Genomic DNA, 24,892 nt, shown 5'->3' with positions numbered 1-24,892 from the left:
ATGAGAATCTCTAAAGATTTTTTCAAGCACATCCCAATAGAAAAGCATACAATTGTTCTCAAAAAATTAGAGACATTTACTAAGATGATTGAAAAAACGAATGTTTTTCATAAAATCCCTAAAGGATTTTGGATTCGGAAAATTGCTGGGACAAATATTTATAAATTTCGGGTAAACTCGGGGGACCGTATATTATTTACGTTTCATGAGAATGGTTCTATTACATATTTGAGTTTTGAGACGCATGATAAACAAATCCAAGCTGCTAAGCGTATGAACAAGGAAGACTTAATTGAATTAATCATTGATGAAACGATATATAACGAAGAAGAAATTGATGAGAATATTAATCGTTATGCATTACAAGAACTAGTTAATAAGTTAAAGATTATTTCACAGCAGGATGTAATGGACGATGAGTATATTGCCTTACTGCTGGAGGATGCTGAGCTATTTGATTCAGAGAAAATTTTAACACGTGAGCAATATGAAGCATTGAATAACCCTTCTAGATTGACCGTTATATTGGGGTGTGCAGGAAGTGGAAAAACGAATATCGGAATTCGTCGATTATTATTGCATCAGGAAATGGAAATTCAAACGTTTTATGTAAGTCATTCACCTTATTTAATGAATGAAATCAAAACGCAATTCTTAAATAGAACTACTTCTGAAAAGTTCATTCAATTTTTCTCCTTACATCAATTTTATGAGCAGCTGTTATTACAATCGTTTACCTTAGTCACAAAAGAGGACTTTTTTCTTTGGTTCAAAGAAAACAATTTACAAAGCAAACTAACACCAGATCAACTTTTCTTAGAAATAAATACTGTAATTAAAGGTCAGACGCTACAAAAAATGATGACACAAGATCAGTATAATAAATGGCCTTCTGATTTTTCTGTGCTGGAAAAACGAAATATTTATTTTGTTGCAAGCCTTTATCAGAGATGGCTTAACAAAAATCAATATTACGATTTGAATGATTTAGCTTTTTTTATTCTACAGGAAGATGGAAAAAAGATTGAAAGCATAGTGTTTGATGAAATACAAGAGCTGACATATAAACAATTTGAAAGTTTGTTACATGTTTCAAAATCTGTTAAAAAAAATTTATTACTAGGTGATCCATATCAGGCCATAGAAAATTATGCCTTTCAACCCGAGCAAATATTTGCAACATTATCAAGACATCGTATTCCATATCAAAAATTTAAACTGAATAAAAACTTCCGTTCAGGTTTTCAAGTGGTACAATTATTAAATTATATTAAAGAGCAGGAGGTAACGTATTACCCAACAACATATCGCTTAGATGAAATAGCAATACGATCTACTTCTACACCAAAACTAATTATACAAAATGAATTTACACATGAACTACTGCAAAAGTTAGACCAAGATGCTAGCAGTATCATAGTTGTTGCTACGCCAGAAGCCAAGAAACAGTTTCAAATTATAGGTTTCCAACGTGTATTTGTTGTAACAGAGGTACAAGGGCTACAATATAAAAATGTATACTGCCAAGATATTTTACAGCATTTCTCTAATGTTAATCGTAATCACCTTCATCTTTCGAAAATTTATTTTCATCTAATGTATATCGCTGCTTCTCGTACGTCGCAACATATTTACTTTTTGGAGAATCAGCAGCCAAATAGTATTGTGATGGATTTTTTTGAGCAATGTGATTATAAAGAATTTGTAGAATTGGAATATGGTATTACTTCTAGTATGGAATGGTTACAAGAAGCGAGAAAGCTAGAGGTATTAGGAAAGTTTGAACAAGCATTCGATGCGTACAAAAAAGCTCATGATCAAGATGGAATGACCCGTTGTCAAGCTTTATTATTACGTGCAAGAAATTATCAGCATCTAGAAAGTTATCTATCCATAATACACTTTGATTTTAATATAAAGAAACCGGAACAAATTGAATACGCACTTCAACTATTAAAAAATCAGCATATTCAATTGATCGGCCGAACGACGTACTTTATTACTCAATCTAATAACGGCATTATCAATTTTAACCCGTTCTTCATTGAGCCTAGTACGGATATTAAGCACGTCAGTCAAGGATTGTACAGACGTATTAATTATAGTTATGCAGCGAAATATACCCTACATGTAGCAGGTGTACTTTATCAAGAAAACGAGCCTATATTATTATCGGAGAAGTTTAGTCAAAGGAAACAGAATGACATTAGCTTCTTTGAAAAAGATGGTCGTATCCACCTCAATCCTACCCATCTTGCTGAATCTCGTCTTAAACTGAAGCAATATATGGACTTTGAAAAACAAAAGCAACCCGCAGTTCTAGAAGTTTTACAAGACTTTAATGTGGATGTTGTGATTGAAAACGCGAAGAAAAAAGAAACAGCAGAAGATTTTTTAAGTGGTATTTTTGGATAACAATAATTCCTTAAAAAGGATTCGACGACCATTTTGGTTGCCGAATCCTCTTAATGAAAATAGTTTTGGCTTTCTAGTATTCCTTTTTTTCATGCTTACTTTTAGGTTCTTTAACTTTTTTTGAAAATCCCATTCTATTTAAGAGAGTTCAACAGGGTTAAAATCGTCATTAACCAAGCTGACAACACAGACCACTCAACCAAGCCCTCTCGTTTAAGAGACAGGGAAATATTCCTTTTCCCAACTAAACTCTAATTGCATTCCGAACCTCTTCTATTGAGGCACCTTGTATAATAGAACCATCATACGTAGATGCTACTCGAATCTGGTTTCCAAAACTGGTAGTTACATTAAAACCATGATGATGATCAAAAAGCACTAACCGCATTTTCTTCAACTCATAGAATTCATAGCCAAGGTCAATGAGGAGAAAAGACATTGCCTCAAGAACCGTTTTTTTGTATTCCGGAACTTCTAGTGCTAATATTGGTTCCATTTCTTTGGTAGAATCGCCGAGATCCACAAATTTTAGTTCGCCGAAAGGGATATCTTTTAAAGTATCTTGCAACCGGACTTTAATGGGATTTAATTTGAATCCATAACGAACAACCGCATCGTATATCTCTTTTAATCTTTCCTCTGTTGGATCTAGATAATATTTAGATAATTCATCAAACAGATACATTTCAAACTGCTTAGAATGATAAGAAATGGTACGGTTCTCTATACATTTTTCTATATCTACATTAGGAACATACAATCCTTCTTTTACAGTGTACGTTAATAAACCGATGTTCATCGGAGATACTGCATCAACAAAATCATTGGCAGATTCTTGGCCAATAAAAATATTGATCGTTAGAGCTTCTGTCTTTAAAAAGCCCTTGGATACAGTATTGGTTTCAAAATTATTATAATAGGTATAATCATCTTCAAACGTAAATAATTCTTTTCCCGCTAATTTTTCAATAGTTTTATTGTAACCACCATCGATGTAAGTACGTGAACCTTCATTGCTATAATCATACGGTTTTGAAATATATAAGTTAATCTCATGGGGAACTAATTTACAAATAGTATCCATAACAGCTCCACCTATAACAGTTACTTCATAACCAGAGCGTTTTTCGTAATCCGTAGCAACTCGATGCATTAAAGAAGCTTCGAACTCCATTTTATAGTCAATATATAACTTTTCCTGTTGTCCCCCTATCGCATTGAATTTGCTGATATCTGGAGACAATAAATCATTAACGTTCAAATCCTGGTAAGTTGCCCGACTAGTTTCATATTTATAAATTTTATATTCATCAGGAATTTCTTTTTGTTCTTTAAGATAATTAATGACTTGTAAAATTTTGTTTACTTCTGAATCAATTTCAGCAGTGGTTGAATGAATATTTTTTATAATTTCATCAACTTTTTTTATTTCCAATTTATTTGTGTGTTTATAAATAATAAAGAGAGATCCGTTAGCAATTCGACGCCAGTTTGATCCTGTAATAGTACCACCTAAAAATTGAATAGGATAGGTGCCAATGCCTATGTTAAAGACTAGTCCATTTGTTATATTTGTTGCTTTAATTTCTATGATTTTCTTTTTAGCTATAATGAGTTCATACTTAAATTTATCTTCCATGCTATTCTCTCCTGTATTGATTCATTCAACAATTTAATAGATTTAGCTGCCGCTCAATGTTTTGCTCGTTACTGCTTACCCTAATGTAACCAAATATTTTTTCATGCTGTAAGTATCTCCCTTAATAGGTTACAACTCAAAAATCCGGGTTCTACTTATCTTTCTTCTCCAACCAAGCCACACACTCCACATGTGCAGAGTGTATGTGGCAACACAAGGCTGCTGGTTGGTAACCTTTGTCTTTCAGTTGTCAGCTACAAAGAAACTCAAAACTAAACAAACCAAATACCCACAAATTAATACAATCCATTCCCCTCTATCTTCAGAGAGTTACACCCTCTCACTACCCTCTACCTCACCAACACTAGCCTCAAACTTATCCAACAACGCACGCACTTCATCAGTTGATTTCGTGTTCATCAATTGATTTCTTAGTTCAGCAGCGCCAGGGAATCCTTTTACATAAATTTTGAAAAAGCGGTGAAGCCCTGTGATGGAACGTGGTAGTACTTCTGCATATTGATCTTGAAGATCAAGTTGCAGTCTTAGAAGATCAAGGTGTTCTTTACTGCTATGCTCTCTTGGTTCTTTTTCAAAGGCAAACGGATTTTTAAAGATACCTCGTCCGATCATAACGCCATCAATACCATATTTTTCAGCAAGTTCCATTCCAGTTTGACGGTCAGGAATGTCTCCATTGATTGTTATTAGCGTATTTGGTGCAATGCGGTCACGTAATTTCTTAATTTCCGGAATTAGTTCCCAGTGCGCATCTACTTGGCTCATTTCTTCTCTTGTACGTAAATGAATAGAAAGGTTCGCAATATCTTGTTTGAAAATATGCGTTAACCAATCCTCCCACTCACTTAACTCTTTAAAGCCAAGTCGTGTTTTTACGCTGACAGGTAGTCCGCCTGCTTTTGCTGCTTGAATTAGTTCTGCTGCAACGTCTGGACGTAGAATAAGGCCACTACCTTTTCCTCTTGATGCTACATTCGGTACAGGGCAGCCCATATTAATATCGATGCCTTTAAATCCTAGCTCTGCCATACCAATACTCATTTGACGGAAATATTCAGGATTATCTCCCCAAATATGCGCCACTATCGGCTGTTCATCTTCTGTAAAAATTAAACGACCACGTACGCTTTTCATACCTTCTGGATGACAATAGCTATCTGAGTTTGTAAACTCTGTGAAAAATACATCTGGGCGACCAGCTTCACTTACTACGTGACGGAAAACAACGTCTGTCACATCTTCCATTGGTGCAAGTACGAAAAATGGTCGTGGTAAATCACGCCAAAAATTATCTATCATTTCAAATTCAAATCCTCTCACTATGAATACATCTTCAAACTCTCAATTTATAATTTGTGAAAATCAGCAATATTTATTTTAACTAAAATCGCTTATGAATGGTATTTTTATAAACCAAAAAGCAGATGGTATAGATTTTTTCTATATCAACTGCTTTTTTATTATACCAACTTAAGCCAAGCCACACACTCTACATGAGTAGTATGCGGGAACATATCAACAGGTTGTACTTCCTGCGTTTTATATCCGCCTTCTTCTAGTACTTTTAAGTCACGTGCTAATGTTGCTGGGTTACATGATACGTATACGACGCGTTTTGGCTTCATATCGATGATTGTGTTTAGTAATGCTTCATCACAGCCTTTACGCGGTGGGTCTACGACCATTGTGTCGGCAATTACGCCTTCTTTGTACCATTTCGGAATGACTACTTCTGCTTCTCCTACACCAAATTCAGCATTTGTCATGTTGTTTAGTGCTGCGTTTCGGTTTGCGTCTTCGATTGCTTCTGGAACAATTTCAACACCGTATACTTTTTTCGCTTTTTGCGCTAGGAATAAAGAGATTGATCCGATTCCGCAATATGCATCGATTACTGTTTCGTTACCATTTAATTTTGCGTATTCTAACGTTTTATCGTATAGCACTTTCGTTTGTTCTGGGTTTACTTGATAGAATGAACGTGCTGAAATCGCAAATTTAATGTCACCGATAAAGTCATAAATATATTCTGATCCGTACAGTACTGTCGTCTTATCTCCGAAAATAACGTTTGTACGTTTCGTGTTTACGTTTTGAACAATCGATTTTACTTCTGGGAATTTCGCTGCGATTTCTTCAATGATTGCTTCTTTATTTGGCAGTTCAGCTGTACGTGTAATGAAGACAAGCATAATTTCCCCTGTTACTTGTCCGTAGCGAGCCATTACGTGGCGAAGTGTTCCTTTGTTACGCTCTTCATTGTAAGCCGAGATACCGTGCTTTTCACAAATGCGTTTTACTTCTTGAATTAATGTATCGTTTTCTTCCGCCTGAATTAAGCATGATTCCATATTAATGATGTCATGCGTTCCTTGACGATAGAAACCAGCTACAAGTCCACCTTCGCGTTCTCCAATTGGTACTTGTGCTTTATTACGGTATACCCATGGGTTCTTCATGCCAAGTACAGGATGAACAGGAACATCGCTTAGTCCACCGATGCGCTGCATAACGTCACGTACTTGTTTTTCTTTCGCTCTTAATTGTCCTTCGTATGTTAAGTGCTGAAGTTGACAACCTCCGCACTCGTTGTACACGGGGCATTCTGCATCTTTACGATATGGACTTTCTTGATGAAGCTTCATTAAACGACCAAACGCGAAGTTTTTCTTCACTTTAATAATTTTAATTTGTGCTTCCTCACCTGGTAATCCGTTTTTTACGAAAATAGGATATCCCTTCACTTTCGCAACACCGGCACCATCATGTGTTAAATCTTCAAACACTACATCTATAAACTCGTTTTTTTCAACTGGTGGCGTCATTTTTGTACTCATTTTCCGACCTCTCTTTTTCATAACACTGCGTTACATTTTATCATACTTATATGGTCTATTTCTATTGGAAGAAAAAAAGCTATTGACGATACTTCTCTAGTAATGTTACGCTACTACTAATTTAATACGGACGATGTTACCTCATATATAGTCGATAATATGGATCGAGAGTTTCTACCCGGCAACCTTAAATTGCTGGACTATGGGGAAAACTAATGAATATTAGCCTATGTATAAAAAAGACTCCTATTGATTAGCTTTCTCTCATAGATGAAAGTGAATCCATAGGGGTCTTTTTTTATTTTTCAAAAAGGTCAGACATCTTACGTATGACATGAAACTTCCATTACTTTATTTTTAGTAATATAACGAGCGTTTTATGTAAAAACTTTATACGAACTTCTGAAAGGGGCAACTACATGCAATATGTAATGAGCATTATCGGTATTCTTGTCGTTTTAGGTTTATGCTTTGCTTTGTCAAACAATAGAAGTAAAATCAACTTCCGTGCAATTGCTATTATGATTAGTTTCCAAATTTTAATCGGTTGGTTTATGTTTGGCACAAAGATCGGACAGCAAATTATCATCTTCATTAGTAAAGTTTTCAACAAACTAATTAAACTTGGTACGACAGGTGTCGATTTTCTCTTTAATGGAATTCAAAGAGATTTTGTCTTTTTCTTAAACGTATTACTAATTATCGTATTTTTCTCAGCACTACTTTCTATCTTTAGTTATTTAGGTGTTTTACCATTCATCGTTCGTATTGTCGGCGGTGCACTTTCAAAAATTACTGGTTTACCACGCGTTGAATCATTCCACGCAGTAAATTCTGTATTCTTCGGTTCAAGTGAAGCGTTAATCGTTATTAAAAACGATTTACAGCATTTTAATAAAAACCGTATGTTTATCATTTGTTGTTCAGCAATGAGCTCCGTTTCTGCTTCTGTTACAGCATCATACGTTATGATGTTAGATGCGAAATATGTATTAGCAGCTCTTCCGCTAAACTTATTCTCAAGCTTAATCGTTTGTTCGTTATTAACACCAGTTGATACGAAAAAAGAAGACGAAGTGATTCAAAAATTTGATAGAAGCTTATTCGGAGATAGCTTTATCGGCGCTATGATTAACGGTGCGCTTGATGGGTTAAAAGTAGCTGGTATCGTTGCCGCATTAATGATTGCCTTCATTGGTGTTATGGAAGTTGTAAACTACGTAATTAGCGCCGCTTCAGGTGCAATGGGATATGCTGTTACTTTACAACAAATCTTCGGTTATATACTTTCTCCATTCGCATTCTTAATGGGTATTCCAACTCAAGATATTATCCCAGCTGGTGGTATTATGGGTACGAAGATTGTATTAAACGAGTTTGTAGCAATCCTTGATTTAAAAGGCGCTGCTGCAACATTATCTCCACGTACAGTTGGAATCGTTACAGTATTCTTAATTAGCTTCGCAAGTATTAGCCAAATTGGTGCGATTGTTGGTACAATCCGTGCCCTTTCTGAAAAACAAGGAAGCATCGTATCTAAATTTGGTTGGAAAATGCTATTTGCATCAACACTTGCTTCTATTTTATCTGCAACAATCGCTGGATTGTTTATTTAATAAAAAATCACCTTCGCTTAGACAGCAAGGTGATTTTTTTATTATCATCATTTAAGAAACTGAAGAAAACTCTAATGCCTCTTCCTTATTAATAATTTCTCCCTTATATTCACCTTTCACCGAAATATCAATAATTGATTTATTTCCTGTTTCCATTTTCCCTAAAGAAAACATATATATTAAGTCATCTTTTTTTAACATCCATTGTTTTCCGTGCCAAGGACCAGTTAACTTCTGTTCTGGCGATGCCAGTATTTCTCCAAAATATTCACATTCGCCTAGAGATGTTTTTACTGTATTCTTCTCCGTATCAATAACTATATATTTAAGGAGTTTTATACTTTCACTTGAAAAAATCTCTACTTCATGGTCACTTTTTTTCTTGAATTTCAGCTTTCCATCCTTTGTATTAACCAATTTACTTTGATCAATTGCATTTAGTACAAACTCATACTCTTCTTTTGTAACACCGAAATTAGGATGATATGGGAAACTTTTTTTCTCTGCATGCTCTTCTACGTATTTTAAATACCATTCCATATTATTCACTAGATGCTCTCTCATTCTTTGACCAATATTCCCTACCTTTTTAAGAGCATCTGGATCCATCTCTAATGTCATAATATCCGCTGTAACTTCCGCATTCATAAGATGCGGCGGAATATACTCTTCCACACTATTCGCTTTACTCGTTTCACTTTGACAACCGACTATGAATAGCGATATGAGAAGGATATATACTATTTTTTTATATTTCATTTCTATTCTCCACTCCATACATCATTCTTACTTAAATTTATAGCGGTTTTATTATAGTCCAAAACCCTTATATTTTAATATAAACTACTCTACATATGCAAAATTGCATATTAATAAACCTTTCTCTTACTTTAAAATTAACTTAAATCATTTACCAAAATATACAAATTACAAATGAACAATGTTATAATTTGTAAAAAAATACATTGGAGGATATTATGAAAGCCCACGCCCTTTTCGACTTCTTACACTTACTAGTTTTAAGCATGAAAAGCTATTATGTATGGGGAATGCCAATCTATGTATTCATTATCCCTCTTATTTTTGTAGTAGGTTATATCATTATCAAATCAAATAAGAAACGAAAGACTACCGCTATTCAAAGTCACTAACCTATCCCATATCTAAAAATGATATGATGAACAAGGGTATATCCCCACCTCTCTTATAGCGGTGGGGATTTTAATGTAAGTATGCAACATAATACACAATAGAAGGTGATTCCATGAGAAAATACGCAGCGATTGCTTTATGTACGTCTGCCATTCTAGCAGGCTGTAATACTAGCAATGTAAGCCAAGAACCTAAAAAAGAGATAAAGGTACAAGAGGCCAAAAAACAAGAAGAGACGGTGCGGGAACAAGGTAAAATTTCTTATAATCCAATTACGTACGAATCTACAAATGCAAATATTCATATTACAGACATAAAGGGTTCTTTAACTGAAGTACAATATAAAATTTGGCGCACTGCTGATGGAAAGGAAAGTGCTAAATCCTTTTCTTCTAAAGAAAAAGATCAACAATTTACACTTCCCTTTGATATAAAAGAATTTGAAGGAAAACACGGTGAATATCAAATTGAAGCAACAGGAACAACAGAGGGCGGAAAAGCTATTCCACTTACGAAATCTACTATTACTTTCGAGCAAAAAGTTCCTGTTCTTATGTACCACGCAATTGATGATTATCACGGGCAAGGTATTAAAGATTTATTCGTATCACCCGCTAACTTTGAAGCACAAATGAAGTATTTAAAAGACAATGGTTATACATTATTAACATTTGAACGCTGGGGCGATATTAATAAAGTAAACAAGCCGGTTTTCGTTACATTTGATGACGGTATGAAAAATAATATGAATGCATTTCGCATTTTACAAAAACTAAAAGATGGTACTTTTAAGCCAGCGGCAACGGAATATATGATTGTTGATAACGTTGATGTAGAAGGCGCCCTTTCTACATCTGAAATAAAAGAAATGGTTGATTCAGGTATTTTTTCTGTACAATCTCATACAGCGACACATGCAGACTTGCCGAAAATTACAAACTATGACGAAGAGTTAAAAGGATCAAAAGAAAAGCTAGAGAAAATAACAGGTAAGCCTGTTATCGCAATTGCTTATCCATTCGGTCATGTAGACGATAAAGTTGTCGCAGAAATAAAGAAATACTATCAATTTGCAACGACAACAAAGCCTGGACAGTTCATTACGAAAGATGAACCGGATGAATTGTTAAAGATGAAACGCGTTCGTATAAACCATACAACTACAGTTGAACAGTTTGCCTCTTCAATTAAGTAAATATGAGAGCTCAATACATTTTGAGCTCTCTTTTTACTTTATATTTATATATATTTTTAGAATTTTCTTGTATTATATATAGTAAGAAATCTTTCAAACTAAAGGAGATTATACATATGTCATTTGAACAAACGTTAGAGAAGTATGCTGCCCTTGCAGTCAATGTTGGTGTTAATATTCAGCCCGGACAAACTTTATCAATTAGTGCACCTCTTGAGGCTGTACAGTTTGTACGCCTCGTTACAGAGAAAGCATATCAATCTGGTGCAAAACACGTATATGTTGATTGGAATGATGAGACGTTAACACGCTTAAAATTCGATCTAGCTCCTGAAGAAGCTTTCTCTGAATTCCCTTCTTGGAAAGCACATGCTCGTGAAGAATTAGCAAAAGAAGGCGCTGCATTTATGTCCATCTATGCAGAGAATCCTGATCTATTAAAAGGTGTAGAACCAAAGAAAATTGCAACAGCTCATAAAGTAGCTGGAGAAGCGATGAAAGTATACCGTGATTATGTACAAGCAGATAAAGTAAGCTGGTGCGTGATTTCTGTTCCTACGAAAGAATGGGCTGCAAAAGTATTCCCTGACGTAGCGCCTGAAGAACAAGAAACAAAACTATGGGATGCTATCTTCAAAGCTACTCGTGCTGATTTAGAAAATCCTGTGGAAGCATGGAAAGAACATGATGAAACGCTACATACAAAAGTTGATTACTTAAACGAAAAACATTATACAGCTCTTCATTATACTGGTCCTGGAACAGACTTAACAATTGAACTTCCAGAGAAGCATGTATGGGCTGGTGCTGGTAGCTTAAATGAAAAGAACGTACCATTTATGGCTAACATTCCAACTGAAGAAGTATTTACAATGCCACTTAAAACAGGTGTAAACGGCCAAGTGTCTAGTACAAAACCGTTAGCATTTGCAGGTAACATTATCGATAACTTTACGTTAACATTTGAAAACGGACGTATCGTAGACTATAAAGCTGAATCTGGTGAGGAAGCTTTAAAACATTTAGTAGAAACAGATGAAGGTTCTCACTTCTTAGGCGAAGTAGCTTTAGTACCTCATGATTCACCAATTTCAAACACAAATATTTTATTCTACAATACGCTATTTGACGAAAATGCATCTTGCCACCTTGCAATTGGAAATGCTTATGCATTTAACTTAGATGGCGGGAAAACAATGTCTAAAGAAGAACTTGCTGAAAATGGTGCAAACGCTAGTATTACACACGAAGACTTCATGATTGGATCAGCTGATCTTGATATCGACGGTATTACAGCTGATGGAAGACATGAGCCGATTTTCCGTAAAGGTAACTGGGCGTTTTAAGTTAACCATTATAAAAACACATTGGATTACCCAATGTGTTTTTATTTATTCGGCTTCAATTCAAATTTTATCGTTCTATTCTCATGCGTAAACTCAGGCCTGTATGTAGCGATGTATGTATTTTCTTTCGTTACATCAAATAGCATTACATCTTGAATTTTCCCATCCGGCGCTACCTTTTTACTCGTAAAGCTATCATATTTATACTCTTTAAACTTTGTACCTTTCTTATCTGTAATCTCAAATTCGTAAAATGCAAAAAGTATGTCCTTTTTACTATTATTTTTCACCGTGAAAACAATCCCTAAAATATCATCTTTCTTTTTATCTGTAGTGTAATCGGGATACCCTAATTGAACTGAATCGAGAGTTACTTGCAAACCATCCACGTCCACCGTCTCTCCTATTTTATAAACTTTATCTTGAACGTCCTCTTGTTTACTTTCATCGCTGTTTTTAGTTTCTGTGCAAGCACTTAAACTAAAAGCCATGCCACAAATTAAAACAATTCGACTCACTTTCTTTAACATACTCTTCCCCCTATATGAGACAAGATTTTTATATTTATCCCGCATTAACGGGCAGTAAAACTCCCACCTCAAAATTCAGTTGGAGCAAAGAAGTTAGGTGGGAGATCAACTGCCCGTAAACGCCCGATTGGTTCAACTAATAATCAGTGGGGAATGAACAAAACCCCCACTGATTAAAGTTTCACTTTATCATAGCAAAACTCTTTACGTTTTCTTGTCATATTTTGTCGTAGTAATTGCTAACTACACAAATAGAAAAAAGCTATCTTCTACAAAAGATAGCTTTCATGATGCCGATGACACTTTCAGTCCAATTACTCCTAAAACAATAAATAAAATGCAAAATGCTTGGAATAAGTTAATATGCTCTTTAAAAAAGTACACACTAATAATCGTAATAAGAAGTGTCCCTAAGCCCGACCAAATCGCATAAGCAATACTTAAGTTAATCTTCTTTACGACGATAGCAAATATACTGAAACAAATACCGTAAAAGACAAAAATAAGTACACTTGGAACGAGCTTTGTTAAACCGTTCGATAGTTTCATCGCTATCGTTCCAGCTACTTCAAAAATAATTGTTACGAGTAATAATAGCCAATATACCATACTAGAATCTCCTTCTCTGTTACCTTATAGAGATTCTAGTATACTACTTATAGTCCTAACGAAATATATTTAATTTCTAAATATTCCTCGATGCCGAAATGGCCTCCTTCACGGCCGATACCACTTTCTTTAAAGCCACCAAATGGTGCTTGTGCAACTGATGGAAGGCCATCATTTAAACCGATAATACCGTACTCTAACGCTTCACTAATTTGGAATGCTTGGCTAATATCTTTTGTGAAAATATAAGCAGCCAAGCCATATGGTGTATTATTTGCTCGCTCGATTACTTCTTCAACTGTTTTAAATTTCGCAACTGGTGCAACCGGTCCAAATGTTTCTTCATTCATACAAAGCATCGTGTCATTTGCCAATCCAATTACTGTTGGCTGAATGAAATAACCATCTAACTCTGCAAATTTATGGCCACCGTATAAAACTTCTCCGCCCTTTTGAATTGCATCTTCAATATGTTCTTGCACTTTCGAAACTGCATTCGCATCAATAAGTGGACCTACAGTTGTTCCTTCGCCGAATCCATCTCCAACTTTAAGCTGCTCTACAGCTTTTGTGAACTTCCCTGCAAATTCTTCGTACACTTCTTCTTGAACAAAGACGCGGTTTGTACATATACACGTTTGTCCTGCATTACGGAATTTCGAACCAATTACCGCTTCTACCGCCTTATCTAAATCAGCATCATTCATAACAATAAATGGAGCGTGACCACCTAATTCAAGCGAAACCTTTTTCATCGTTTGCGCAGCGCTAGCCATTAATTCTTTCCCAATTTCAGTTGATCCTGTAAAGGAAACTTTTCGAACGCGCTCATCTTCCATCCACGTATCAGCAATTGCTTTTGCACTACCTGTTACAATATTTATTACACCTTTTGGAATGTCTGCTTCATGTGCTAATTCAACTAACTTCAATGCAGTTAATGGCGTTTGACTCGCTGGTTTCACAACTGCCGTACAGCCTGCTGCAAGTGCTGGAGCTACCTTTCTCGTAATCATAGCAGCTGGGAAGTTCCACGGTGTAATAGCTGCCATAACCCCAACTGGTTGCTTCATAACTAAAATACGCTTATTCGGGTGAGAAGCAGGAATCATTTCACCGTATATTCTCTTTCCTTCTTCTGCGTACCATTCAACAAAACTATTTGCATAGTTCACTTCACCAAGCGCTTCTGCAAACGGCTTTCCTTGTTCTCTCGTCATGATTGCTGCAATTTCTTCTTTATTTTCATCAATGAGTGTGAACCACTTTTTTAACTTTACTGCACGATCCGCTGCCGTTAATTTTGACCATGATTTAAAAGCTTCATGTGCAGCATCAACTGCTTGCTTTGCCTCTGTAATCCCGCCCTTTGGTACAGTTGCAAATACTTCCTTTGTCGCTGGATTATTCACTTCGATTTGTTCTTGCAGTGTAATCCACTCACCATTTATATACATCGCCTTTTTCTCTAAGTTTACGAACGTCGCTTTTTTATCCAATGTTTTCTTCCTCCTCTATGAACTTCTTAATCTTCCTAGTGGCAGCAGATTGACTTATTTGCAAAAACTCAGCCACTTTATAACTTGATCCATACGTTTTATACGCTTTAAGAATAATATTTCTCTCTACCTCTTCCAGCATTCTATAAAGACTTTGTCCGGATTGTTCAACCGTTGTCTCTTGCATAGATAGTGGCAAATCTTCTACCGTTACAAAATCATCAGCAGTGATAACAATTCGTTCAATTACATTTTCAATCTCTCTATTATTTCCTTCCCAAGGGTACCCTACAAACATTTGTAACGTACTAGGAGCTAACTTCACATCACGTCCGTACTTTTTATTAAAATGCTGTAAATAATGATAGATGAGCGGCAAAATGTCTTCTGTTCTCTCCCGAAGTGGCGGAATTGAAATTGGAATGACATTCAGACGATAGTATAAATCTTTCCGAAATGTTCCTTGTTTCACCATCGTACTTAAATCTCTATTTGTTGCCGCAACAATTCTAACGTCCACCTTTTTTAATTCTCTTCCGCCTATAGGGCGAAACGTTTTTTCTTGCAATACTTGCAAAAGCTTCGCTTGAATTTCAAGCGGCATTTCACCAATTTCATCTAAGAAAAGGGTCCCTTTATGTGCTGATTCTAATAGCCCCTTTTTCCCTTCACGATTTGCACCTGTAAAAGACCCACCTGAATATCCAAAAAGCTCAGATTCGATTAAATTCGTTGGCAATGCCGCACAATTAATTTCATAGAAACTTTCATTCTTCCGGTGACTCACTTCATGCAAATGGCGTACTAATCGGCTTTTCCCCACTCCAGTCTCACCTAATACGAGAACAGTACTATCTACCACAGATACTTTTTTTATTGTTTCGATTATTTTTTGCATAGCGATGCTTTTAAAAATAAGCCCTTCATGCTCATATGTTTCTCTTAATTCTTTCTTATATGTCTTTAGCTGATTATCCATTTCCTCTACCTTTTGACGTAATTGATAGAGTTCAGTAAGATCACGAGAATAACTAATCACTCTTCTTAAATTTCCCTCATCATCAAAAACAGGCCTTGTACGAACATGCAAATACTCTCCTGATTTCGTTGTTTGAACAAGTTCAACTGGCCTTTTCTTTTCAATTACTTCTAACGTTGCAGACGGATAAAAAATTCCTTCTTTCTGTAGTTCTTGTACATGCTTTCCTACTAATTCCTTAGCAGAGAGCTGGTAATGTCTTTCACACATACTATTTACACGTACAACGATTCCCTTATCATCCGTAACAAAAATTTCATCAAATGCATATTCAAATACATCTTGTAAATCCATCAACATTCGTTCCTTTTCTGCAACCATTCTAGCCACTCCCTACTTCAAATCCATCGATTCACTTTACTACCTTTATTATAAAATGAATTTTCTGCATTTTATATAGAGTCAGCTAGAATGTTTTCAATTTGTTATTTATACAAATCTATTTATATTTTTCAACACATAATTCGCTGCCTTGAAAAATACAGAATGCCATCGCAACCACACCCTCACTTTGTTTTAGCTTGGCATGGGGCAGGAAAAGGGCTGACCGATTCTATGCATGGCCAGATGCTCTCTTCCGCCTAAAAAGAAAAGCTTTATGCCCTTTTTTAAGTTATCCCAATTCTTTATACACGAGCGATATTTGCTTGCTCATAACAAGCTAGCAATGATTCTTCAATTATTGTTAAACCTTCCTCAAGTTGCTCATCTGTAATAACTAATGGCATTAACACACGAATAACATTTCCATATGTTCCTGCTGATAGTAGAAGTAATCCGCGTTTATTTGCTTCTGCACATAAATTAGACGCTAATGTTTTATCCGGCGCTTTCGTCTTGCGATCTTGAACGAGCTCGAATGCACACATTGCCCCTAAGCCGCGCACATCACCGATGCAATTATATTTGTTTTTCATCTCTTGGAATCGGTTCATTACGACTTTCCCTAATTCTATCGCTCTATCATTTAATTTCTCTTTTTCTATTACATCAAGCACAGCTAATGCAGCCGCACATCCTAGTGGGCTTCCTGCATACGTTCCGCCAAGTTCCCCCGGTGCAGACTCATTCATAATTTCTTTACGCCCAATCACGCCGCTTATCGGTACACCAGCACCTAATGATTTAGATACCGTAATTAAATCTGGAACGACATCATAATGATCAATTGCAAAGTATTTTCCGGTACGACTAAAGCCTGTTTGAATTTCATCAGCTACAAATAAAATACCGTGCTCTGAACAAATACTGCGTACTTCTTGAACAAATTTCTTACTTGGAACGATAAATCCGCCTTCCCCTTGAACAGGCTCCATTACAACAGCTGCAATTGTTTCTGGTGCTACTTCTGATATGAAGAAGTTCTTAAACTCTTCAATGATAAAGTCATCATACTGCTCTTCTGTTAACCCTTCTGGGCGACGATATTCATATGGGAATGGCGCTTTATATACTTCTGGAGCAAATGGACCAAATCCAAATTTATATGGTTTTACTTTACTTGTCATCGTCATTGTCATTAATGTACGCCCATGAAATCCTTTAGAAAATGCGATAATTCCAGGTCTCTTCGTATATTTACGAGCAATCTTCACTGCATTTTCAACCGCTTCTGCCCCACTGTTTAAAAACAGCACTTGTTTATCGAAATTACCTGGCGCTAATGCTGCCAGTTTTTCTGCCAATTCAATATATGGCTCATACATCATCACATTAAAACCAGTGTGAATATATTGATCTACTTGTTTATGAAGCGCTTCTTTAACAGTAGGATGACAATGTCCTACATTAATTGTCCCGATTGCTCCTGCGAAATCAATATACTGGTTTCCATCCACATCTGTTACGAGTGCACCATTTGCAGACTGTACAAATGTTGGAATACCATTACTTACTCCTTTTGGTACTATATTTTGGCGGCGTTCTAATAAAGACGCTGCTTTCGGCCCTGGAATTTGTTCATTTACTTTAGCAAATTTTTTTGTGTTCATTGTGTACCCCATCCTTTTTTATACAATGTTTTCTCTTTATATTGCAAGATGTGTGCCAACTCCCCATTTCTAGTATTCATCCCATTCTCTAAATATCTCGGCATAAAAAATAAGTCTATAAAGACTCATATAGAGTCCTTATAGACTTATCAATTCATACGTTAGACTTTCCTTGTTTCCAAATAAACTCACCTGTATGAGAAATTAAATCTTCAACAGATTGTAATACTAAATCTGCAAGTGGTTCTAACGTTTGACGATCACCCGTACCAGATAGTACGCCAATTGCATAGCAGTCGCCACCATTTTTCGCTAAATGTAAATCCGTCGGTGTATCCCCGACGACCGCTACTTCACATGTCTCTAAATTAAATCTCTCACAAAACGATTCTACAATTTTTTTATCTGGCTTCTGTGCTGGAAATGTATCTGAAGCTATAACACAATCAAAAAAATCTTCCAATTGATATTGCTTTAAAAATAATTCTGTCGGCGCGAAATCATCAGCTGTAACGACACCTAGAATAAATCCTCTATCCTTTAACGCTTGTAAAACTTTCGGTAAATCTGCCGTCATTCTCATATGTGAACGATGCTCGTACATAAGAGCAAACAACTTTTCACTCACCCATTGATGCATCTCTTCTTCTCTAGATGATGCAATATACTTACAAATTCCCTTTGCCACATCAAGACTCGTTCCAGCAGCGATCGCACTACGAGGATGAACAAATGCTCCGTCTACGCCAATCTCTTTTAATAAAGCCTGCTGCATTGATTCTGGTAATTGATATAAATTTATACATTCTGTAACGAGCTCTTCAGCTACTTTTATCCAAATCGAATGAAAATCCATTAATGTCCCATCTTTATCAAATAGTATTGCTTTTACCTTCTCCATAGCACCCTACCTCTCATTTCTTATCTCCTCCAGTGTATCAATAAAGTATGTACATAAAATAAACAAATTGTAAAAATACCATAAAAATCAAACTAACTTCCAATTTACAATTCAGCTGTATAAAGAGAAAATTTGATCAGCGGGGGTTGTCCATACCCGCTGATCATTAGCCCACTTCCGCCTAACTTCTTTGCTTGGGCCGAATTTTAAGTGGGAGTCTTATTACTCGCAAATAGCTGGGGAAAAGCAAAAAAGGATGCCTTTACAGGGCATCCTCTTGATGTTCAGGAACAAATAGTTCCAGACAATGATATATATTTTCAAATTCCATTGGTGCGTCTCCGCCATATTCACCATCTAAGTTGATCATTAATTTATCAGGGGAATGAACTTTAATACGATTTGCTTGTGTATATAGCACTTTCGGATTGTTAATATGTTCCCCACGCTGCGCTTGTGTTGCTGCTTTAATTAAATCAGCGATAGAACCTTTTTTCAATACTAATAAATCAAATAATCCATCGTTAATAGATGCATATGGTGCTACTTTTTCGAATCCACCAACTGAACGAGTATTCGTAATTAAAAACATCGTAATTTCTTCTTGTAGCAGTTTCCCATCATACTCAATTTCAACATATGTTGGATGTAATGATGGTAACATTTCGATTCCTTTTAAATAGTAAGCAAGTTGGCCTAATACCGTTTTTAGCTTGCTTGGTACTTCATATGTTAATTCTGTAATACGGCCGCCACCAGCGATATTAATGAAATATGTATCATTCGCTCTACCAAGATCTAACGGTACCGTTGTTCCTTCACAAATAATATCCGCAGCCTCTTCAATAACACGAGGTACACCGATCGCACGCGCAAAATCATTTGTCGTTCCAACTGGAATAATACCAAACTTTGGACGATGCTCATGTCCTACTAAACCGTTCACTACTTCATTTAATGTACCATCACCACCAGCTGCGATAACAACATCAAACTTACGATCAGCAGCTTGCCTCGCTGCCACAGTCGCATCTCCAGGACCAGTTGTCGCATGACAAGACGCTTCATATCCAGCTTGTTCTAATTTTTGTAATACTTCTGGTAAGCTCTTCTTAAATAGCTCACGCCCAGAAGTAGGATTATAAATAATTCTTGCTCGCTTCATCATTTATTAGCACAGGAAATTCCTTATTCATTGAAAAACGAATACACCGAACCCTTATTCAGTATCCCTATGCCTACCTCCTCTCATCTTCCTATCCTTCTTTAATTCCGCTCAAACAGGCAGTAAGAACCCGATTCGTGTAGCCCATCAAAAGTAACTGTTCACTCCTGATAGTTTTGTTTTATTTAACCAAGAAATTTATCCCGCTATTTGCGGGCAGTAAAACTCCCACCTCAAAATTCGGCTGGGGCAAAGAAGTTAGGTTGGAGTCGGGCTGCCCGTAAATGCCCGATTGGTGAAGGCTAATAATCAGTGGGGGAGGAACAAAACCACCACTGATTAAAGTTTCACTTTATGTCTATCCATTCTCTCACATCAATTTACATATAATGAATAATAATTATCTATTATTTCATGAGATGAAAAAAAACCTCTATGTCTAGATTTATCATTATTCCCACCTTTTTGCAACTATCATACCATAGTTGCTATAGAAACATTTTTTCACTTTTGACAGTTAATCAAACGTTTGTTTAAATTATTTTTCACCATCTAAACAAACGTTTGATTAACTCAGAAAAAACACCCAAATACGGGTGTTTTTTCTGTTTAATCTTTAAGAATCTATACTATTTTAGCGCTTATTAATCTCTTCAAGTAAGATTTTATTAACAAGCGGTGGATTTGCTTGTCCTTTTGTAGCTTTCATAATTTGACCAACTAAGAAGCCAATTGCACGGTCTTTACCGTTTTTAAAGTCTTCAATAGATTGCTCATTATTATCAAGAATTTCTGTTACAACCTTACGAAGTGTTCCTTCGTCAGAAATTTGAACAAGACCTTTTGCTTTAACGATTTCTTCTGGGTCTCCACCTTTTTCAATTAATTCGTTAAATACTTTCTTCGCGATTTTAGAAGAAATTGTACCTTTTTCAATTAATTGAACCATTTTAGATAAACCAGCAGGCGTTAACGCAACGTCTTTTAATTCTTTTTGTTGTTTGTTTAAGTATGCAAGTACTTCACCCATTAACCAGTTTGATGTTAATTTCGCATCAGCACCATCTACAATTGTTGCTTCAAAGAAATCAGACATCTCTTTCGTTAATGTCAATACGTGTGCATCATAAACCGGTAAGCCAATTTCTTCAACATAGCGAGCTTTACGTACATCTGGAAGTTCTGGAATAGAAGCACGAATTTCTTCTTTCCACTCATCGTCGATGTAAAGCTCAACTAAGTCTGGCTCTGGGAAGTAACGGTAATCGTCAGATCCTTCTTTTATACGCATTAAGATTGTTTTCTTCGTTGCTTCATCATAACGACGTGTTTCTTGTTGGATGATACCGCCAGATAATAATTCTTTCTCTTGGCGCACTTGCTCATGCTCAAGACCTTTTTGCACGTAAGTGAAAGAGTTTAAGTTTTTCAGTTCTGCTTTTGTACCGAACTTCTCTTGTCCAACTGGACGAAGTGAAATATTCGCATCACAACGAAGAGAACCTTCTTCCATCTTACAATCAGATACACCTGTATATTGAATGATTGATTTTAACTTCTCTAAGTACGCATATGCTTCTTCTGGAGTACGCATATCTGGCTCAGATACGATCTCGATTAAAGGCATACCTTGACGGTTGTAGTCTACTAATGAACCTTCAGCTGTATGCGTTGATTTACCAGCATCTTCTTCTAAATGAAGACGTGTAATACCGATACGTTTCTTTTTACCGTCTACTTCGATTTCAATCCAACCATTTTCACCAATTGGCTTATCAAATTGAGAGATTTGGTAAGCTTTCGGATTATCTGGGTAGAAATAGTTTTTACGGTCGAACTTCGTTTCCGTTGCGATTTCACAGTTTAATGCCATTGCAGCTTTCATTGCAAAGTTAACTGCTTCCTTATTTAAAGTAGGAAGTACCCCTGGGTATCCTAAGTCAATTACACTTGTTTGTGTATTTGGCTCCGCTCCGAATTCTGTTGGACTCGCAGAGAAAATTTTCGAATTTGTTTTTAACTCAACGTGAACCTCTAAACCAATAATTGTTTCTAAATTCATCTATGCTCGCCTCCTTACAGACTTGCTTTTTTTGTATGATAGTCTGTTGCTTGCTCAAACGCATGTGCAACGCGGTAAATTGTCGCTTCATCGAAGTGTTTACCAATGATTTGTAAACCAAGTGGCATGTTGTTAGCACCGAATCCACATGGAACAGAAATCGCTGGAACACCCGCTAAGTTTACTGGAATTGTTAAAATGTCATTTGCATACATTGTCATTGGATCGTCCACTTTTTCGCCCACTTTAAATGCTGGAGTTGGCGTTGTTGGTCCAATAATAACATCGTAGTTAGCAAATACATTTTCAAAGTCATTTTTAATTAATGTACGTACTTGTTGTGCTTTTTTGTAATATGCATCATAGTAACCAGAGCTAAGAGCAAATGTACCAAGCATAATACGACGTTTTACTTCATCACCGAAACCTTCGCTACGTGTGTTTTTGTAAAGATCTAATAAATTATTTACATTATCAGAACGAACACCGTAACGTACGCCATCAAAGCGTGAAAGGTTAGCAGATGCTTCAGAAGAAGATAATAAGTAATACGTTGCTAGAGCGTATTTAGAGTGCGGAAGAGATACTTCCTCCCAAGTTGCGCCCATACCTTCTAACACTTTTAAAGCAGCTAGTACTGACTCACGAGCTTCTTCGCCAACACCTTCGCCTAAGTATTCTTTCGGTACAGCAATACGTAAACCTTTAACATCGCCTGTTAAACCAGCTAAGTAGTTTCCTACTTCAACATTTGCAGAAGTTGCATCCATACGGTCAATACCTGAAATAGCTTGTAATAAGTATGCATTGTCTTCTACTGTACGTGTAATCGGTCCGATTTGGTCAAGTGAAGATGCGAATGCTACTAATCCGTAACGAGATACGCGTCCGTAAGTTGGTTTTAAACCTACAACGCCGCAATATGCAGCTGGCTGACGGATAGAACCACCCGTATCAGAACCTAGAGAGAATAATACTTCTCCTGCTGCTACTGCTGCTGCAGAACCACCACTAGATCCGCCTGGAACGTAATCTAAGTTCCATGGATTTTTTGTAGCGTAGAAGCCTGAGTTTTCATTTGAAGAACCCATTGCGAACTCGTCCATATTTAATTTACCGATTGTAACTGTATCAGCAGCTTTTAGCTTTTGTACAACTGTCGCATCGTAAATTGGATCGAAGTTTGCTAACATTTTGCTCGCACAAGTTGTACGAAGACCGTTAGTTACAATGTTATCTTTTACACCGATTGGCATACCGAATAATAAACCATTATCCTCAGCACCAATCTTTGCATCTAATTCTTTCGCTTTCGCGCGTGCATTTTCTTCATCTAATGTAAGAAAAGCTTTTACGTTATCTTCAACATCCAAAATACGTTTGTAAGATTCTTCTACTAAATCCGTAACGGAAATTTCTTTGTTGTTTAACTTCTTATGTAACTCTGATACAGAATGATCAAATAATGACATCGAAATTCCCTCCTCTATTCTAATACTGCTGGAACACGGATTTGATTATCTTTGTGATCCGGTGCATTTTTTAATACTTCTTCTACTGGTAAACCTTTTTCTGGCACATCTTCACGCATAACATTTTTCATAGTTAATACATGAGTTGTTGGTTTTACATCAGTTGTATCTAATTCATTTAACTGTTCTGCAAATGTAACAATTGCATCTAGTTGTTTTTGAAATTTTTCTGCTTCTTGATCAGTAATTGCAAGACGTGCTAAATGTGCTACGTGCTTTACATTCTCAACGGAAATTCTTGACACGGCTAGGCCACCTCCATAATATATCGTTCAATCTACAATACTATTGATGATACCAAATTTCCAGTACTTCAAGCAAGTCAACACACGGTACTTACGGCATTTTTACATAAAAAAAGAAAGGCAAGTGCCTTTCTTTACAATTTACTCTTTATCTAACGATTTATTTTTCGGAAATCTTTCATTATCTTCCTCATTATCACGAATTGTTTTTTGTAATACAAAACAAGACATCGTTAAAAATAATGTTCCTATTAAATAGTACCCTTTTACACTAAGCGTTTCATCTAACGTGTAAATCCCAATTAGCATTCCTGACAGCGCACAAACAAATGAAGTCCATGCTAAAAACGTGAACGCTTGCGTATTTCGTCTTCTCATCGTTCTCCCCCTCGTTAGCTGTACACCCATTATAGATAAATATATTTATCACAATGGATTTTTATGTAAATTTTCTTTTTTCTATTTATTAATCTATCACAAAAAATTGCTATTTTGAAGATAATTTTCTTTCTAATCTGAAAAAACAATCAAAAACATTGACATTTATTTCAATTCCACATAAAATAAAAACAAATATTACGAACCTCGAAATATACGGGAGTGGAAATAATTGTTGCAATATGAACATTTTTTAGACTTACTGCTAGATAACGCCAAGAAACTTTTCTATCCTGAAGAATGGGTAAGCCTTGATTTAACACTTTCCAAGACAGAAGTATTTTGTTTACTTTGGATGGAGCGAAATACAGATATTACAATGACAAAAATTGCTGACCTTCTTGATATACCGATGAGTACAACGACAGGCGTTGTAAATCGCCTTGTAAAAAAGGGATATATTGAACGCTACCGTGATGAAAGCGATCGACGTATTGTATTAATTCGTTTAACAGAAAACGGCGTAATGCTCGTTCAAGAAGTAAAACAAAATGCGGCCCATTACTTTAGCCTAGTGACGGAAGCATTGTCAGAAGAAGAAAAAGCATTCTTACTACAAATCTTCCAAAAAATCATGAATCACATTGCTACGTCACAGCAAAAAACAGAAGAAAAGGTTTCTACACCTAAAATGAAAAACATTCCGATTGAATAAAGCCC

20 protein-coding genes and 1 riboswitch are annotated in these 24,892 nt (G+C 36.1%); of the genes, 5 read left to right on the top strand and 15 right to left on the bottom strand.

What is annotated here, in order from left to right; translation table 11 throughout:
- Positions 1 to 2,415, top strand: coding sequence for a UvrD-helicase domain-containing protein (locus MHB76_RS01900; protein ID WP_078173544.1), 2,415 nt, complete (start codon positions 1 to 3; stop codon positions 2,413 to 2,415).
- Positions 2,416 to 2,659: 244 nt separating this feature from the next.
- Here the strand turns inward: MHB76_RS01900 and MHB76_RS01895 are convergent, their stop codons facing one another.
- The 3 genes from MHB76_RS01895 to rlmD form a co-directional block, all read right to left on the bottom strand.
- The gene (locus MHB76_RS01895; protein WP_078173545.1) at positions 2,660 to 4,054 is read right to left on the bottom strand and encodes a hypothetical protein; all 1,395 of its coding nucleotides are present in this window, start codon (positions 4,052 to 4,054) and stop codon (positions 2,660 to 2,662) included.
- Positions 4,055 to 4,384: 330 nt separating this feature from the next.
- On the bottom strand, positions 4,385 to 5,374 hold the full coding sequence (locus MHB76_RS01890) for a tRNA dihydrouridine synthase (protein ID WP_078173566.1): 990 nt from the start codon (positions 5,372 to 5,374) through the stop codon (positions 4,385 to 4,387).
- 161 nt (positions 5,375 to 5,535) lie between these two features.
- Positions 5,536 to 6,912, bottom strand: coding sequence for a 23S rRNA (uracil(1939)-C(5))-methyltransferase RlmD (rlmD, locus tag MHB76_RS01885; RefSeq protein ID WP_078173546.1), 1,377 nt, complete (start codon positions 6,910 to 6,912; stop codon positions 5,536 to 5,538).
- 121 nt (positions 6,913 to 7,033) lie between these two features.
- Positions 7,034 to 7,135: riboswitch (purine riboswitch) on the top strand.
- Between the two features lie 196 nt (positions 7,136 to 7,331).
- Here rlmD and MHB76_RS01880 point away from each other — a divergent pair.
- Positions 7,332 to 8,528 carry a NupC/NupG family nucleoside CNT transporter gene (locus MHB76_RS01880; protein ID WP_002201948.1) on the top strand — a complete coding sequence of 399 codons (1,197 nt, stop codon included), beginning with the start codon at positions 7,332 to 7,334 and terminating at the stop codon, positions 8,526 to 8,528.
- 51 nt (positions 8,529 to 8,579) lie between these two features.
- On the opposite strand, the gene MHB76_RS01875 is transcribed toward MHB76_RS01880, so the two are convergent.
- The gene (locus tag MHB76_RS01875; RefSeq protein ID WP_002140208.1) at positions 8,580 to 9,287 is read right to left on the bottom strand and encodes a hypothetical protein; all 708 of its coding nucleotides are present in this window, start codon (positions 9,285 to 9,287) and stop codon (positions 8,580 to 8,582) included.
- Positions 9,288 to 9,792: 505 nt separating this feature from the next.
- Between MHB76_RS01875 and MHB76_RS01870 the strand changes: the two genes are divergently transcribed.
- Together MHB76_RS01870 and MHB76_RS01865 are read left to right on the top strand one after the other, a co-directional pair.
- A complete protein-coding gene (locus tag MHB76_RS01870) occupies positions 9,793 to 10,875 on the top strand; it encodes a polysaccharide deacetylase family protein (RefSeq protein WP_340985533.1) in 1,083 nt (360 codons plus the stop codon).
- A gap of 116 nt (positions 10,876 to 10,991) precedes the next feature.
- A complete protein-coding gene (locus tag MHB76_RS01865; protein WP_078173548.1) occupies positions 10,992 to 12,221 on the top strand; it encodes an aminopeptidase in 1,230 nt (409 codons plus the stop codon).
- A gap of 41 nt (positions 12,222 to 12,262) precedes the next feature.
- Here the strand turns inward: MHB76_RS01865 and MHB76_RS01860 are convergent, their stop codons facing one another.
- The 11 genes from MHB76_RS01860 to MHB76_RS01810 all read right to left on the bottom strand — a co-directional run bounded on the left by MHB76_RS01860 (position 12,263) and on the right by MHB76_RS01810 (position 24,172).
- Positions 12,263 to 12,751 (bottom strand): DUF4352 domain-containing protein, encoded by a 489-nt coding sequence (locus MHB76_RS01860; protein ID WP_016103399.1) that lies wholly within the window; start codon positions 12,749 to 12,751, stop codon positions 12,263 to 12,265.
- A gap of 285 nt (positions 12,752 to 13,036) precedes the next feature.
- Complete coding sequence (locus tag MHB76_RS01855; protein ID WP_002113527.1) at positions 13,037 to 13,360, bottom strand: DMT family transporter; 324 nt, start codon at positions 13,358 to 13,360, stop codon at positions 13,037 to 13,039.
- Between the two features lie 47 nt (positions 13,361 to 13,407).
- Positions 13,408 to 14,859 (bottom strand): NADP-dependent succinate-semialdehyde dehydrogenase, encoded by a 1,452-nt coding sequence (gene gabD, locus MHB76_RS01850; protein WP_002159479.1) that lies wholly within the window; start codon positions 14,857 to 14,859, stop codon positions 13,408 to 13,410.
- Entirely contained in the window at positions 14,852 to 16,219 is a 1,368-nt protein-coding gene (locus MHB76_RS01845) for a sigma-54 interaction domain-containing protein (RefSeq protein WP_002159480.1), read from the bottom strand. Before MHB76_RS01845 ends, gabD begins: the two co-directional genes overlap by 8 nt.
- 305 nt (positions 16,220 to 16,524) lie before the next feature.
- Positions 16,525 to 17,889 (bottom strand): 4-aminobutyrate--2-oxoglutarate transaminase, encoded by a 1,365-nt coding sequence (gene gabT / locus MHB76_RS01840; RefSeq protein ID WP_002113513.1) that lies wholly within the window; start codon positions 17,887 to 17,889, stop codon positions 16,525 to 16,527.
- 154 nt (positions 17,890 to 18,043) lie between these two features.
- Positions 18,044 to 18,790, bottom strand: coding sequence for an HAD family hydrolase (locus MHB76_RS01835; RefSeq protein WP_078173550.1), 747 nt, complete (start codon positions 18,788 to 18,790; stop codon positions 18,044 to 18,046).
- A gap of 262 nt (positions 18,791 to 19,052) precedes the next feature.
- The gene (locus MHB76_RS01830) at positions 19,053 to 19,958 is read right to left on the bottom strand and encodes a diacylglycerol kinase (RefSeq protein ID WP_002010051.1); all 906 of its coding nucleotides are present in this window, start codon (positions 19,956 to 19,958) and stop codon (positions 19,053 to 19,055) included.
- A gap of 631 nt (positions 19,959 to 20,589) precedes the next feature.
- On the bottom strand, positions 20,590 to 22,017 hold the full coding sequence (gene gatB / locus MHB76_RS01825; protein WP_002113506.1) for an Asp-tRNA(Asn)/Glu-tRNA(Gln) amidotransferase subunit GatB: 1,428 nt from the start codon (positions 22,015 to 22,017) through the stop codon (positions 20,590 to 20,592).
- A gap of 14 nt (positions 22,018 to 22,031) precedes the next feature.
- Positions 22,032 to 23,489: an Asp-tRNA(Asn)/Glu-tRNA(Gln) amidotransferase subunit GatA gene (gene gatA, locus MHB76_RS01820; RefSeq protein WP_078173551.1), complete on the bottom strand. Its 1,458-nt coding sequence runs from the start codon at positions 23,487 to 23,489 to the stop codon at positions 22,032 to 22,034.
- 14 nt (positions 23,490 to 23,503) lie between these two features.
- A complete protein-coding gene (gatC, locus tag MHB76_RS01815) occupies positions 23,504 to 23,794 on the bottom strand; it encodes an Asp-tRNA(Asn)/Glu-tRNA(Gln) amidotransferase subunit GatC (RefSeq protein ID WP_000086999.1) in 291 nt (96 codons plus the stop codon).
- Positions 23,795 to 23,935: 141 nt separating this feature from the next.
- The gene (locus MHB76_RS01810) at positions 23,936 to 24,172 is read right to left on the bottom strand and encodes a YiaA/YiaB family inner membrane protein (RefSeq protein WP_002029490.1); all 237 of its coding nucleotides are present in this window, start codon (positions 24,170 to 24,172) and stop codon (positions 23,936 to 23,938) included.
- A 232-nt stretch (positions 24,173 to 24,404) separates the two neighbouring features.
- Between MHB76_RS01810 and MHB76_RS01805 the strand changes: the two genes are divergently transcribed.
- The gene (locus MHB76_RS01805) at positions 24,405 to 24,887 is read left to right on the top strand and encodes a MarR family winged helix-turn-helix transcriptional regulator (RefSeq protein WP_002113502.1); all 483 of its coding nucleotides are present in this window, start codon (positions 24,405 to 24,407) and stop codon (positions 24,885 to 24,887) included.
- The last annotated feature ends 5 nt before the right edge of the window (positions 24,888 to 24,892 follow it).

The organism is Bacillus sp. FSL M7-1345 (genome assembly GCF_038006985.1).
Classification (GTDB): domain Bacteria; phylum Bacillota; class Bacilli; order Bacillales; family Bacillaceae_G; genus Bacillus_A; species Bacillus_A cereus_U.
This window is presented reverse-complemented; position numbering and strand designations above follow the sequence as displayed.

Excerpts from the sequence above, each read along its gene's own strand:
- MHB76_RS01900 (WP_078173544.1), top strand. The coding sequence starts at position 1 with ATGAGAATCTCTAAAGATTTTTTCAAGCACATCCCAATAGAAAAGCAT.
- MHB76_RS01895 (WP_078173545.1), bottom strand. The coding sequence starts at position 4,054 with ATGGAAGATAAATTTAAGTATGAACTCATTATAGCTAAAAAGAAAATC.
- MHB76_RS01890 (WP_078173566.1), bottom strand. The coding sequence starts at position 5,374 with ATGATAGATAATTTTTGGCGTGATTTACCACGACCATTTTTCGTACTT.
- rlmD (WP_078173546.1), bottom strand. The coding sequence starts at position 6,912 with ATGAGTACAAAAATGACGCCACCAGTTGAAAAAAACGAGTTTATAGAT.
- MHB76_RS01880 (WP_002201948.1), top strand. The coding sequence starts at position 7,332 with ATGCAATATGTAATGAGCATTATCGGTATTCTTGTCGTTTTAGGTTTA.
- MHB76_RS01875 (WP_002140208.1), bottom strand. The coding sequence starts at position 9,287 with ATGAAATATAAAAAAATAGTATATATCCTTCTCATATCGCTATTCATA.
- MHB76_RS01870 (WP_340985533.1), top strand. The coding sequence starts at position 9,793 with ATGAGAAAATACGCAGCGATTGCTTTATGTACGTCTGCCATTCTAGCA.
- MHB76_RS01865 (WP_078173548.1), top strand. The coding sequence starts at position 10,992 with ATGTCATTTGAACAAACGTTAGAGAAGTATGCTGCCCTTGCAGTCAAT.
- MHB76_RS01860 (WP_016103399.1), bottom strand. The coding sequence starts at position 12,751 with ATGTTAAAGAAAGTGAGTCGAATTGTTTTAATTTGTGGCATGGCTTTT.
- MHB76_RS01855 (WP_002113527.1), bottom strand. The coding sequence starts at position 13,360 with ATGGTATATTGGCTATTATTACTCGTAACAATTATTTTTGAAGTAGCT.
- MHB76_RS01845 (WP_002159480.1), bottom strand. The coding sequence starts at position 16,219 with ATGGTTGCAGAAAAGGAACGAATGTTGATGGATTTACAAGATGTATTT.
- gabT (WP_002113513.1), bottom strand. The coding sequence starts at position 17,889 with ATGAACACAAAAAAATTTGCTAAAGTAAATGAACAAATTCCAGGGCCG.
- MHB76_RS01835 (WP_078173550.1), bottom strand. The coding sequence starts at position 18,790 with ATGGAGAAGGTAAAAGCAATACTATTTGATAAAGATGGGACATTAATG.
- MHB76_RS01830 (WP_002010051.1), bottom strand. The coding sequence starts at position 19,958 with ATGATGAAGCGAGCAAGAATTATTTATAATCCTACTTCTGGGCGTGAG.
- gatB (WP_002113506.1), bottom strand. The coding sequence starts at position 22,017 with ATGAATTTAGAAACAATTATTGGTTTAGAGGTTCACGTTGAGTTAAAA.
- gatA (WP_078173551.1), bottom strand. The coding sequence starts at position 23,489 with ATGTCATTATTTGATCATTCTGTATCAGAGTTACATAAGAAGTTAAAC.
- MHB76_RS01810 (WP_002029490.1), bottom strand. The coding sequence starts at position 24,172 with ATGAGAAGACGAAATACGCAAGCGTTCACGTTTTTAGCATGGACTTCA.